This window comes from Nocardia grenadensis, assembly GCF_050942415.1.
Classification (GTDB): domain Bacteria; phylum Actinomycetota; class Actinomycetes; order Mycobacteriales; family Mycobacteriaceae; genus Nocardia; species Nocardia grenadensis.
Genome location: NZ_CP192054.1, coordinates 2,633,721 through 2,646,339, shown reverse-complemented (window position 1 = coordinate 2,646,339; position 12,619 = coordinate 2,633,721). Strand labels below are relative to the sequence as shown.

Here is a 12,619-nt window from a genome sequence, read left to right as displayed (position 1 = left end):
TGCCGGCCGCGCTGCGCCGGGGGCGCACGCGGAAGCCTCGCGGAAACGCTTCGGCCGGGCGCGAGGCGATCCGGCCGGTCACCCGTCCGCCGGATCCGGCGTGCACGACGGTGGCGTACCACGCGGTCGGAGGCGAAGCGCAGCGCGCGGTCACGGTATCGGCGGGCGGGGCGCGGCGGATCCGCCGGGCCGCGCCGCGGCGCCGAGCATATCGAGGACCAATTCCCCGTACTCGGCCGCGATCTGCTCCGCGGTGGCGCCGCCGCCCTCCTGATACCACTGGGCGATCCCGGTGCACATGGTGGCGATCGCCCGCCCCGCCGCCCGCGGGTGCGGGGTGGTGAGACCACCCGCGGCGGCGGCCGCGGCGATCTCGTCGTCGAGGATCCGCTGGAGTTCGCGGCGCGAGCCGGCGATCCGGGCACGGTCGGCGGGCAGCAGGCTGCGCATCTCGCTGGCGCCGATGAAACCCAGTTCCCGACGATTGGTGTGGAACAGCGCGAGCGCCTCCACGATCAGCCGCACCCGCTCCACGCCGTCGCGGCCCTCGGCGCGCGCCCCGCGGACCCGCCGGTGCAGATCGTCCATGGTGAGGTCGAGGATGCGCACCAGCACTTCCTGTTTGTCGCGGTAGTGGTGGTAGAGGCCGGGCACGCTGGTCCCCGCGCGCCGCGCCAGCGCCCGCACCGTGGTGCCGTGATAGCCGATCTCCACGAACAGAGCGATCGCGGCGGTGAGTACCGGATCGAAGCCGGGCGGACCGAACTCCCGCCACTCCCCCGGTGCGGCCGTCTCGCGCGCAACCGGCACCGCCGGGCGCGCCGCACCGGAGCCGCCGAGAAGATCCCGCGCGGGAACGCCGAGGGCGGCGGCCAGATCGGTGAGGCGGTCCACCGAGAGGCCGGTGTGCCCGTTCTCCAGCGCGCTCATTGTCGCGGGGCTCACCCCGATGCGCCGCGCGACCTCGCGGAGCGACAACCCGCCCCGGCGGCGCGCCGCCCGGATCGCCTTATGCGGCGGTACCGGGTCGTCGGTGATCGGGTCGGGCATAGTGTTCAGGATAACCGAACACCACCCGAACATTGCTGTGCACTGTTATGTGCAGTTGAGCGCATCATTTTGACATCCGCCCGCGCCGATGAGAGTGTTCACTCGGAGCGATCGCTCGGTTGTCTCAGCGATCCGCCGGAACGCCAGGAGGACCGCTGTGCCGATCGATCTCACTTATTCCGCCGACGTAGCAGCCTTGGTGGAACGCACCCGCGATTTCGTCCGCGAGTCGGTCCTGCCGGTCGAAGACGCCCACGGCGGCGATATCACCGCGGCCGGCGGCGACGAGATCCGGGTGACCCTGCAGGAGCGGGCGCGGGCGGCCGGTGTGTTCGCTCCGCACGCCCCGGTGGAATACGGCGGGCACGGGCTGTCCATGTCCGATCGCGCGCCGGTTTTCGAGGAGGCCGGGTATTCGCTGTTCGGCCCGACCGCGCTGAATATCGCCGCGCCCGACGAGGGCAATGTGCATATGCTCGCGCATATCGCCGACCCCGAGCAGAAAGCCCGCTACCTGGAACCGCTGGCCCGCGGTGACCTGCGTTCCGCCTTCGCGATGACCGAGCCCGCACCCGGCGCCGGGTCGGATCCCTCGGCGCTGGCCACCCGGGCGGCGAAGGTGGACGGCGGCTGGCGGATCAACGGCCACAAACACTTCATCACCGGTGCCGACGGTGCCGGTTTCTTCATCATCATGGCCCGCACCTCCGGCGAGCCGGGCCGGCGCGGCGGTGCCACCATGTTCCTCGCGCCCGCCGATACTCCCGGCCTGCGCGTCGGCCGGCATATCGACACCCTGGACCGGGCCATGATCGGCGGGCATTGCGAGGTCTTCTTCGAGGACCTGTTCGTACCCGACGACGCGGTCCTCGGTGCCGTCGACCGCGGTTTCGAATACGCGCAGGTCCGACTGGGGCCGGCCCGGATGACCCATGTGATGCGCTGGCTCGGCGCCTGCCGCCGGGCCCACGATGTCGCCGTCGCCTACGTCGCCGAACGCGAAGGCTTCGGCTCGGTCATCGGCAATCTCGGTCTCGCGCAGAAGATGGTGGCCGATAACGAGATCGATATCGCGGCCACCCGGGCACTGCTGGTCCGGGCCTGCTGGGAGTTGGACAACGGCGAGCAGGCCGGGAACGCGACCTCGATCGCCAAAACCTTCGCCGCCGAGGCCATCTTCCGGGTCGTGGACCGCAGCATCCAGCTCTGCGGCGGGCTGGGCGTCTCCGCGGACATGCCGCTGGCCCGGCTCTCGCGCGAAGTCCGGCCGTTCCGCATCTACGACGGGCCGTCCGAGGTCCACCGCTGGGCCATCGCGAAACGCGCGGTCGGTGCCGCCCGCCGCGCCGCCGCGGCGCGCTGACCCAGGCCGGCCATCGATGAAGAACGCCGCCAGGTGAACCACCTGGCGGCGTCGAGCCGGACGCCGTCGGGCGCCGTGACTCGGATGCCGACGTCCCACAAGCGCCTCTCGGCGAGTGGTCGCTCGTAGCGACAAAAGGGGTGAGGCCCGGGGCTGTCCGGACGCCGACAGCTGTTTCCAACCCGTGGGCCGGTGGGACTATTCCGGCCGGCGGATGTGACCCGGCGAACAACCCGTCCGCATCGGCGAGCCCACCGGTACCACGGTCGGTGCGTACGCGCCGACCGGCTGTCCGGCGGATCTACGCAGAGCCGTCCGGGCAGCCCCGGGAACGACCCCACCGGTGCCGGCGTGGCAGGCGGGCGACATCGGGCCGCACCCCCGAGAAGGTCGTGCGGCCGGTCCGGTGACAGCCCGGCTAAGGGTCGAGCGGCCGCCACGACCTTGCGGGAATAGGCGCTCACCGAAATCTTCGGCACGTTCGTGCCGGAACGCCAGGACGAACTCGGCATCGGTATCGCCGATGTTCTCGACGTGGTGCAGGGCACCGGAGTCGATATGGAACATCTCCCCCGCCGAGACCAGAAACGAGGAGAAGCGGCTGGCGTCGTCCAGCACCGAGACCAGCGCCCGGCCGGCCGTGCAGTAGGTGAGCTCGGTGGCATTGGCATGCCAGTGTGGTTCGCGGAAGGCGCCGGGGGCCAATGTGAGGCGTTTGATGGAGAGTCCCGACAGGATGGGGAAATTGTCGGCGGTGAGCCTGGTCAGGGTGCCGAGTTCGCTGCGATAGATTTCCTCGCCCTGCCACAGCGAGGCGACGTGGATCGATGGACTCCGCATGGATCCTCCTCGAGCGCCGATGGCCCCCTATCGATCATGCCCCTCGGCGGATCGCCGGACGCCGGCGCCGCGCCCACCCGGCGATTCGCCGCCGTGACCCCGATACCGCGTCCCGGCCGAGCCCGCCGGTGACGACATTGACTTTGCCGGGGGCCGGGCGTGTACTGAAGATCTGGAACATCGAGCCCGTTGCAGCTGGTGGTGGGTGTGGTGAGCGATATGAACAGCGCGGACGCCGTAACCGGCGAAGTCATGGCGCTTGCGTGTGTCACCAACACCGCCATCCGTCGCGAAGCCGACCCTTTCTCGCTCGCCTCGCGCCGGTCGACAGCCCGTCGGGCCCGGCCCACGGCAGCATGCTCCCGGATGGCCGTTTCCCCGGCCCACGCGCCCCGCCGGCAAACACTCGCCGCGGCTCCCGGCCCCACGGGGCCGCGCCACGGTGCGGCCCTGCGCACACCGGCGCACTCGATATGGACCACCGGGGTGCACAGTGGCCGCTGGTCCTGTAACTCCCGATACCGAATCCAGGTCCTGTCGTGATCATTCTCGGAATCATTCTGCTGGTCATCGGATTCCTGTTCAATATCCAGATCCTGTGGATCATCGGAATCATCCTGCTCATCATCGGGCTGGTGCTCCTGGCACTGGGGTCGATGGGCCGCGCGGTCGGCGGGCGACGCCACTACTACTGACGCCCTCGGAAACGGTGCCGTGCGACCGGTCCCGTCGTCGGCCGGCGGCCATTGTCGATTTATGCCATGGACGAGTCACACGCGAGGTGAGGAACAGAAATGGCAACCAGCACAATTATCGCGATCGTTGTCATCGCGGTTGTCGTAGTCCTGATCGTTGCCGCACTGATCTGGGCGGCCACCAACAAGCGCAGAGAACACCGCCGGATCGAGGCGGAGCATATCCGCGGCGAGGCGGCCGAACGCGCCCACCGGGTCGGACAGCGCGAGGCACTCGCCGACGAGACCGCCGCCAAGGCCCGTGCGGCCGCGGCCGAAGCCGATGCCCAGCAAGCCCGGGCGACCGGCCTCCAGCAACAGGCAGCCGCACATCGCGGTGAGGCGGCCGCCTCTCGCGAAGAGCTGGATCAGCAGTTCGAGCGCGCCGACGAGATCGATCCGGACCGGAAGCAGCGCGGAACCACCTAGGAACGCGGCCGGTACGGCGGCCGGTGACCGCGACATCGTCGCCGGTCCCGTCCTGGTGCCCGCCGGTTTGTCCGGCGGAGACGGCGGGTAAGCGCCGGGCATGGCGGCCAAGGATCGAATCGCCGAACCATGGGGAACCCGCACGCCGTACGGGGCAGGACAAGAGTGGCCGGTGCGGGTGGATATGCATTTGGGCGAAGGCCTCGCCGGCGCGGACGTCGAGAAATGGGTGCAGACGGCCTCGATCCTGCACTCCAACGGCGACGCCCTCGATATCGCGGTCAAGGACGGCCGTATGGTCGGGGTGCGAGGCCGGGCCGTGGACCGGGTCAACCGGGGACGGCTGGGCCCCAAGGACCTGTTCGGCTGGCAGGCCAACTCCTCCCCGGAACGGCTCACCCGGCCGCTGATCCGGGAGAACGGTGAACTGGTCGCCACCGATTGGGACACCGCGATGAACCGCATCGTCGAACACAGCACCCACCTACTCGCCGAGCAGGGGCCGAGCGCCATCGGTTTCTACACCAGCGGTCAGCTTTTCCTCGAGGAGTACTACACCCTGGGGGTGATCGCGCACGGTGCCATCGGCACCAACCACGTCGACGGCAACACCAGGCTGTGCACCGCGACAGCGGCCGAAGCGTTGAAGGAATCGTTCGCCTGTGACGGACAGCCCGGTTCCTACGCCGATATCGACCACGCCGATGTGATCGCGCTGTTCGGCCACAATATGGCCGAAACCCAGCCCATACTGTGGGCCCGGATACTGGATCGCCTCGCCGGCGACGATCCACCGGCGATCGTCTGCGTCGATCCCCGCTCGACCAAGGTCGCCGAATACGCCACCGTGCGGCTGGCGCCGCTGCCGGGCACGAATGTCGCGTTGATGAACGGGCTCCTGCACGAGATCATCGGCAACGACTGGATCGATCACGAGTACATCGACCGGCACACCGTGGGCTTCGACGAACTACGTGACCGGGTCGCCGAATACCCACCCGAGAAAGCCGCCGAGCTGTGCGGGGTACCCGCCGACGATATTCGGCGCGCCGCCCGGGTGCTGGGCACTGCCGAAGCACTGCTGTCGACGGTACTGCAGGGCTTCTACCAGTCACATCAGGCCACCGCGGCGGCCGTGCAGGTCAACAACCTGCACCTGATCCGCGGAATGCTGGGCGAACCCGGATGCGGCGTGCTGCAGATGAACGGTCAGCCCACCGCCCAGAACACCCGCGAATGCGGTGCCGACGGCGACCTCGCCGGGTTCCGGAACTGGAACAACGACGCCCATATCGCCGAGCTGGCGCAGCTGTGGAATATCGATATCGACCGGATCCCGCACTATGCGCCGCCCACCCACGCCATGCAGATGCTGCGCTATGCCGAACAGGGATCGGTGCGCATGCTGTGGATCAGCGCCACCAACCCGGCGGTATCCATGCCCGAACTCGGCCGCATTCGCTCGATCCTCGCCCAAGAGCGCCTTTTCGTCGTCGTCCAGGACATCTTCCATACCGAGACCACCGCGCTCGCCGATGTCGTACTGCCGGCGGCGACCTGGGGTGAGAAGACCGGAACCTTCACCAATGCCGACCGCACCGTGCATCTGTCCGACAAGGCGACCGATCCCCCGGGCGAGGCGCGAGCCGATCTCGACATCTTCCTCGATTACGCGCGCCGCATGGATTTCCGCGACCGTGACGGCGAACCGCTGCCCCCGTGGCACGATCCGGAGTCCGCGTTCGAGGCGTGGAAGAAGTGCAGTGCCGGACGCCCGTGCGATTACACCGGCATCGGCTACGACAAGCTCCGCGGCGGCAGCGGAATCCAATGGCCCTGCAACAGCGATCATCCCGACGGAACCGAACGCCTCTACACCGGCGGCGAATTCGCGGCCACACCGGACTACTGCGAAGCCTACGGAAAAGACCTGGTCACCGGAGCGCCCGTCGAACCCACCGAGTACCGGGCGATGAACCCCTCCGGCAAAGCGATCATCAAGGCGGCCGGGTATCTCACCCCACACGAGCCACCGAGCTCGAACTATCCTTTCGTCCTCACTACCGGACGCACCCTCTACCACTTCCACACCCGCACCAAAACCGCCCGAGCACCCCAGCTCCAGACGGCCGCGCCGCAGGTCTGGGTGGAGATCTCACCCGAGGACGCGCACGCCGCCGGCGTCACCGAGGGAGACCTGCTGGAGATCGGCACCGCGCGCGGCACCCTGCGCGCCAAGGCCCGTATCTGCGGAATCCGGCCCGGGGTGCTGTTCGTACCTTTCCATTACGGCTACTGGGACGCCACCACCGGAGCGAGTACCGAACACGATCGCGCCGCCAACGAACTCACCGTCACCGATTGGGACCCGGCCTCCAAACAGCCGATCTTCAAGACCGCGGCCGCCCGGATCACCGTGCTCGCCATCGGTACCCACGGCCCCGCGCCGGCACCCACCACCACGGCTTCACACCCCGTCGGCGGCGCCGTGGCGGAAACCGTCGGCGGCCGGACGGCTTTCGCCACCGAAACCCTCGAGACCGCGGGAGAACAGCCGTGAAACTCGACCTCGCGATCCGGGAGCTGCACCGCTCCGAACGTAAACTCGCCCTCGACCTCACCACCCTGGCCGCCCGCCACCGAGCCGACCACGAGGTGTACTACGTGGCGCGCGATATCGCCGGTTGGTCCACCGAGCACGTCCATCGACTCGCCCGGGCCGGCCACCACTACGGACTCCACCTCGACAGCGATCCGCGTACCGAACCACGCACCGCACCCGTCCAAGAACGCCTCAGCACCCTGTTGGGACGCCGCAGCGAACCGGCGCTGCTCCTGCTCGTCGACCTGCGCCACCTGCATCGGGTCGCCGCCGGTGTCTCACTCGACTGGGAGCTGCTCGCGCAGGGCGCACAGACGACCAGAGACATCGACCTTCTCGAACTCGCCGAGAGCTGTCATCCCGAGACCCTGCGCCAGATGCGCTGGGCCAACTCCATGCTGAAAGTACTTGCCCCGCAGGTGCTTGCCTCTTGACCGCGGACGCTGCGACCGAGCCCGCGGTCCCGTATCCCGGGGGCGCCGGCTCGATGGATGATGCGCGGCGCCTCTGTCTCGAATCAATAGCGGGTCGTCTCAATTTTGTGACGTATCACAGTAATCGAGAGCAGATCACGTAATCTGAGTCCCTGGCCCCGTACGACCGGGGATGTTTCGGAGCACGGAAACCGCATCTCCCGGGTGCCAGATGTATCGACATCGCACCCAGGGGCGTGTGCCATGAGACGTTTGCGTGCCGTCACTCTCGCGTTGCTCGTCCTCGCGCCGTTGCTCACCGGACAGGCCGCCGCCCAGCCGCCCGCCCTGCCCGCTCTCCCGGTCGCCGGACTCCCCGTCTCACCACTGTCCGCGGAAGTGCACGGCGCGATCCTGCCCGGGATCCAGCAGTGGATCGACCAGGTGATTCCGCCGCCGCCGATCGCGGCGGCACCTCGACCGGCGCCGCCCCTGGAGGAGACGAACGACCTGGCGCCGGGGCTGGCAGCACTGCGCCAGGCAGTGCTGCCGGCGCCGGTCGGCGACCCGATATTCGATCTGTGGCCGCCAGATCTCGCCGACTTCCCCCCGGGTGCGGTGATCGAGGCCCGCGATATCACCGCCTCGGCCGCGCCACTGGTCATCGTGCCGATCCGGCAGGCGGTGCTGTTCAAGTACCGGACCACCGACGCGCACGGTCGCCCCTCCTTCGCCACGGCCACGCTGGTGATTCCGGCGACCGGCTCACCGGTGCCCGGGGCGCGGCCGGTGCTGGTCAACAACCTTCCGATCGACGCGCTCGGCCGCCGGTGCACGCCGAGCTACACACTGGCGCACGGTCTCTCGTTCGAGAGCGCGGTCACCGACTTCGTACCGCCCACCACCCAGCTGGCCGCACTGCGTGGTTACGCCGTACTCATTCCGGATCACGAGGGCCCACTGATGGCCTATGCCGAGCCCTACGTCGCGGGCCACGCGGTACTGGATGCGGTACGCGCGGTACGCGGCTGGCGGGCGGCGGAGTTCGGCGCGAGCAGGTTCGCGATGACCGGCTACTCCGGTGGCGCGATCGCCACGCACGGGGCGGCGAAACTCATCGCGAGTTACGCGCCCGAACTCGCACCGGCCCTGGCCGGTGCGGCACTCGGCGGGGTGCCCGCCGACTTCGAGATCCTGTCCCGCAGTATGAACGCAAACCTGGCCTCGGGCGTGTTCATGGCGGCCGTCTTCGGTATCGCCCGCGAGCGGCCCGAGATCCTGGCCAGGATGAACCACCTCGCCCAGTGGGTGACGACCTCGCCGATGAAAGACCAGTGCATCAGCGTTTTCGCGCTGCCCGGGGCGCTGCTGCTGCCGATCGATATCGCCGCGAATATCGCCGACCCCCTGCGCTCGCCGCTGGCACGCGATATCTACGAGGTGACGCGGATGGCCGGGCGCGCCTCGGCGACACCGCTCTACATCTACAACGGCGAACAGGAGTTCTGGATCCCGGCCGAGGGCGCACGAAATCTCTACCAGGAGCAGTGCTCACTCGGTGTCACCGCGGTCTACCGCAGTGTGCCGGGCGAACACATCATCGCGGCAGGCCTCGGCTACCCCGATGCCATGATTTGGCTGGACGAGCGTCTACGCGGTATCCCGGCGCGTAGTGAATGCTGACAGCGCGCCGGGACAGCCCGAACCACCCGACCGAAAGCCGGCGAACCTCAGCATTCCCTCGGGGCGGCTTCGCCACGCAAGCGCGCGTCGATCCAGCCGCTGAGTTCGGGATAGCCGCTGACATAACCGAGCAGGTGCTCACCGCCCACGACACGGAAGACGGCGGATACGCCGCGGCCGCACTGCTGCCGATACATGTTCTGGGCGTCGGCGAGCGGAATCCACGGGTCGTGCAGGCCGTGGTAGATGAACAGCGGCACGGCGGAGGTGCGTCCCGTCAGATCCAACCGCTCGAACATCCTCGCCGCGAACGGACTGTCCAGCGCATTCGCGGTATTCGCCGCGACGTCGATCGGAATGCCGACCACGCCGAGGGGGCCGGAGGCGTCGCCGCAGATATCACGCAGCGGCGAGGTGGCCACCCACTGCCCGAGATTGTTCATGTACTGCAGAATCTCCGGATGTTCGCGCGCGACGGCCAGCGCGACCGTCAACAGGATCCCCGAAGAGATATTGCCGTTGAACTGGTGGGCCACGCTCGAATTGTCGGTGACCAGACCGCCCGCCGCCGCGCCGATCAGCACGTCGCGCAGCTCCGGCGCGTACTCGTCGAGCAGCATGGCCGCCGCGTAGGAGGCGATCGCGCCACCGGAATAGCCGATGGACACGTAACGGCTGCCGGCGAATTCGTCCGGCGCATAGGTACGAACCGCGCGGATGGCGTCGAGCATCACATGCCCGGCGGTATTGGGTTCGGCGTACGCCATCAGCGGGCCCTCGTGGTCCGGCATGAGGACCGCGTGTCCCTTGCTCAGCGCCAGCCAGACCGACGGCAGGAACACCGGAAGATCGGTGTTCGGGCGATCCAGCAGGTCGTGCGAGAACTGGAATCCGGGGGTGCAGTGCGAACCGAGGGAATTGATCGGCATCGCGTTCACCTCCACCGGCCGGGGCCCGGGTCCGGTCCACGCGGCCGCCGGGACGATCAATGTCGCGGTACCGAAGGAGGGACCGCCCGAGGCGGAGGTGGACCGGAACTTCAGCAGCGTCGCCCGCGAGATGGGCGGTGCCATCCGCGCGGCGGTCGTCGCGGTGACGTCCCGTTGCTCGATGATCTGGCCGGGCGAGAAATTCGGGAGGTCGGCGGGCCAGGTATCGAAAATGGGATCGCCGGTCGCCGACGGCAACACCCCGCGCCACAGTGACACTCCGAGCTCGTCACCCGCGAATTGTGCCGGCGCCGGGATCGTGCCGTCGATCCACTGCTGCAGCGGTGACGGATCGTTGACCTCCGGCTGCGCGGGGTCGGCCGGTGGATCCGCGTACGCGCGGGTCGGGGGTACACCCAACCACGCACAACCGACGAGCACAGTTCCCAGGATTGCCAGAAGCGGCTTCACTACCCTCACCCTCGAATCAAACAATTTCCATCAGTATCGACAGTCGCTGCCGAATTTGCCATCGGTGGAGGGGATTGGGGGCCACTCACAGCCGATCGCCGATCGCGCTGTGAATTCCACCATCCAGACAGCGATCGCTCTCCTCTGCGACCACGCCCCGGCTTTCACCCACAGGTTCGCCGACCGGAAGCCCGGCTCGCCGAGACCGCCGGCGGTAGGGCGAAGAGCCGGCGGTTCCCGCCACTCCGGGTGCCGGAGGCCACGGACCGGCGCGGGAACTTCGCTCCGGAAGGTGGGTCGCTACCAGCTACGTACCGGCGAAGCCGCCAGTGCGCCGAGGCCGGCCGGTCGACCACAAGGTCATTTCAACGCCTTGTCGCTCACCGCACAGCACACCGGCCCCGACGGCGCGCATCCGCATTGTCGATCGAGGGTTCCTCGGTGGTGAACCCGGGCGGGCACGGCACTGTACCGGTGGCGCTGATTGCCCGAGGCGAGTGGGCGTGCCAGGCTGGTCGACGTGCTGCTAGCCGAGGTCGCCGCCGCATCCGCCGATATCGCGTCGACGTCCGCCCGGCGGGCCAAGACCGACCGTCTCGCCGCGCTGCTCGGTCGCGTCGCGGCGGACGGTGACGGGCACCTGGTCGCGGTGACCGCGTCCTGGCTTTCCGGGGAATTGCCGCAACGCCAGATCGGTGTGGGCTGGGCGGCGCTGCGGTCGCTGCCGCCGCCTGCCGCGACACCGACGCTCACGGTCGCCGACGTCGATGCCCGGTTCACCCGGATCGGTGAGGTCGCCGGAAAGGGCTCCCGCAACGTGCGGGCCGACCTGGTGCGCGATCTGTTCGAGACGGCCACCGCCACCGAACAGACTTTCCTGCGCCGGCTGCTGAGCGGCGAATTGCGCCAGGGCGCGCTGGCCGGCGTGATGTCCGACGCGATCGCCGGAGCCGCCGGAGTGCCCGCCGCCGAGGTCCGGCGCGCGGCAATGCTGGCCGGCGCGCTGCCCGCTGTCGCGGCCGCGGCTCTCACCGGAGGCCGGCCGGCGCTGGCCGAGTTCCGGTTGCGCGCGGGGCAGCCGGTCGGGCCGATGCTCGCCCAGACCGCGACCGGAGTCGCCGATGCACTCCAACGACTCGGCGGCACAGCAGTTCTCGAGGCCAAGCTGGACGGCGCGCGGGTGCAGATCCATCGCGCCGGATCGGAGGTCTCGATCTATACCCGCAGCCTCGACGAGGTCACCGGCCGGCTCCCCGAGGTCGTCGCGGCCGCCCTCGCGCTGCCCGCCACCGATCTGATCGCCGATGCGGAGGCCATCGCCCTGCGGCCCGACGGTCGACCGGATCGCTTCCAGGTCACTGCCGCCCGGTTCGGGCGCAAACGTCCGGGCGATCTCGAACCGCTGTCGGTATTCTTCTTCGACCTGCTGCATCTCGACGGCAGCGATCTCCTCGACCTACCCACCCGGGACCGGCTCGCCGCCCTCGACGCACTTGTACCCCGCGCCCAGCGGGTGGATCGTCTGGTGACCGCCGAGGCCGAGGCGGCACAGCAGTTCCTGGACCGCACACTGGCCGCCGGACACGAAGGGGTGATGGCGAAGTCGCCGACGGCGCCGTACGAGGCCGGGCGCCGCGGTGCCGGCTGGCTCAAGGTCAAACCCGTGCACACCGTGGACCTGGTGGTCCTCGCGGTCGAATGGGGTTCCGGCCGGCGCACCGGCACGCTGTCCAATATTCACCTGGGCGCTCGTGATCCGGCCACCGGCGAGTTCGTGATGCTGGGGAAGACGTTCAAAGGCATGACCGACGCCATGCTGGAATGGCAGACCAGGCGCTTCACCGAACTCGCCGCCGGCCCGACCGAGGGGTACCTCGTGCGCCTGCGGCCCGAACAGGTCGTCGAGATCGCCTTCGACGGAGTGCAGGGGTCGACCCGCTATCCCGGCGGTCTGGCACTCCGGTTCGCCCGTGTCGTGCGCTATCGCGACGACAAATCCCCGGCGGAGGCCGATACGATCGACACCGTTCGCGCGCTGTACGAACGAGGTGGTTGAGCGCCCGACCGCCTGGTGGTGGTGTCCCATCTCGACCGGGCCACGCGAA

The 12,619-nt window shown here is 69.0% G+C and carries 9 protein-coding genes and 1 pseudogene; 7 read left to right on the top strand and 3 right to left on the bottom strand.

Going from position 1 to position 12,619, the window contains the following annotated elements; all coding sequences use genetic code 11:
• Positions 1-150: 150 nt before the first annotated feature.
• Positions 151-1,050 carry a helix-turn-helix domain-containing protein gene (locus ACQPYS_RS11930; protein ID WP_431938930.1) on the bottom strand — a complete coding sequence of 300 codons (900 nt, stop codon included), beginning with the start codon at positions 1,048-1,050 and terminating at the stop codon, positions 151-153.
• Between the two features lie 157 nt (positions 1,051-1,207).
• Here ACQPYS_RS11930 and ACQPYS_RS11925 point away from each other — a divergent pair, with 157 nt between their 5' ends.
• The gene (locus tag ACQPYS_RS11925; RefSeq protein WP_433492627.1) at positions 1,208-2,413 is read left to right on the top strand and encodes an acyl-CoA dehydrogenase family protein; all 1,206 of its coding nucleotides are present in this window, start codon (positions 1,208-1,210) and stop codon (positions 2,411-2,413) included.
• A 462-nt stretch (positions 2,414-2,875) separates the two neighbouring features.
• Here ACQPYS_RS11925 and ACQPYS_RS11920 read toward each other — a convergent pair.
• Positions 2,876-3,253: pseudogene (locus ACQPYS_RS11920) on the bottom strand (cupin domain-containing protein); the annotation flags it as partial.
• 539 nt (positions 3,254-3,792) lie between these two features.
• Here ACQPYS_RS11920 and ACQPYS_RS11915 point away from each other — a divergent pair.
• The 5 genes from ACQPYS_RS11915 (at position 3,793) to ACQPYS_RS11895 (ending at position 9,114) form a co-directional block, all read left to right on the top strand.
• Entirely contained in the window at positions 3,793-3,948 is a 156-nt protein-coding gene (locus ACQPYS_RS11915; protein WP_168165651.1) for a DUF6131 family protein, read from the top strand.
• A gap of 99 nt (positions 3,949-4,047) precedes the next feature.
• Positions 4,048-4,416, top strand: coding sequence for a hypothetical protein (locus ACQPYS_RS11910; protein ID WP_433492626.1), 369 nt, complete (start codon positions 4,048-4,050; stop codon positions 4,414-4,416).
• 100 nt (positions 4,417-4,516) lie between these two features.
• On the top strand, positions 4,517-6,976 hold the full coding sequence (locus ACQPYS_RS11905; protein ID WP_433492625.1) for a molybdopterin oxidoreductase family protein: 2,460 nt from the start codon (positions 4,517-4,519) through the stop codon (positions 6,974-6,976).
• The gene (locus ACQPYS_RS11900; RefSeq protein ID WP_431938932.1) at positions 6,973-7,452 is read left to right on the top strand and encodes a hypothetical protein; all 480 of its coding nucleotides are present in this window, start codon (positions 6,973-6,975) and stop codon (positions 7,450-7,452) included. The genes ACQPYS_RS11905 and ACQPYS_RS11900 overlap by 4 nt, the downstream gene beginning before the upstream one ends.
• Before the next feature lie 243 nt (positions 7,453-7,695).
• Positions 7,696-9,114: a lipase family protein gene (locus ACQPYS_RS11895; protein WP_431938933.1), complete on the top strand. Its 1,419-nt coding sequence runs from the start codon at positions 7,696-7,698 to the stop codon at positions 9,112-9,114.
• A gap of 47 nt (positions 9,115-9,161) precedes the next feature.
• Here ACQPYS_RS11895 and ACQPYS_RS11890 read toward each other — a convergent pair whose 3' ends face one another.
• Entirely contained in the window at positions 9,162-10,514 is a 1,353-nt protein-coding gene (locus ACQPYS_RS11890; RefSeq protein WP_433492624.1) for a lipase family protein, read from the bottom strand.
• 520 nt (positions 10,515-11,034) lie between these two features.
• On the opposite strand from ACQPYS_RS11890, the gene ACQPYS_RS11885 reads away from it, so the two are divergent.
• Complete coding sequence (locus ACQPYS_RS11885; RefSeq protein ID WP_433492623.1) at positions 11,035-12,570, top strand: ATP-dependent DNA ligase; 1,536 nt, start codon at positions 11,035-11,037, stop codon at positions 12,568-12,570.
• The last annotated feature ends 49 nt before the right edge of the window (positions 12,571-12,619 follow it).

What these genes read in the sequence shown, in the direction of transcription:
- ACQPYS_RS11930 (WP_431938930.1), bottom strand. Translation starts at nt 1,050, where the DNA reads ATGCCCGACCCGATCACCGACGACCCGGTACCGCCGCATAAGGCGATC.
- ACQPYS_RS11910 (WP_433492626.1), top strand. Translation starts at nt 4,048, where the DNA reads ATGGCAACCAGCACAATTATCGCGATCGTTGTCATCGCGGTTGTCGTA.
- ACQPYS_RS11905 (WP_433492625.1), top strand. Translation starts at nt 4,517, where the DNA reads ATGGCGGCCAAGGATCGAATCGCCGAACCATGGGGAACCCGCACGCCG.
- ACQPYS_RS11895 (WP_431938933.1), top strand. Translation starts at nt 7,696, where the DNA reads ATGAGACGTTTGCGTGCCGTCACTCTCGCGTTGCTCGTCCTCGCGCCG.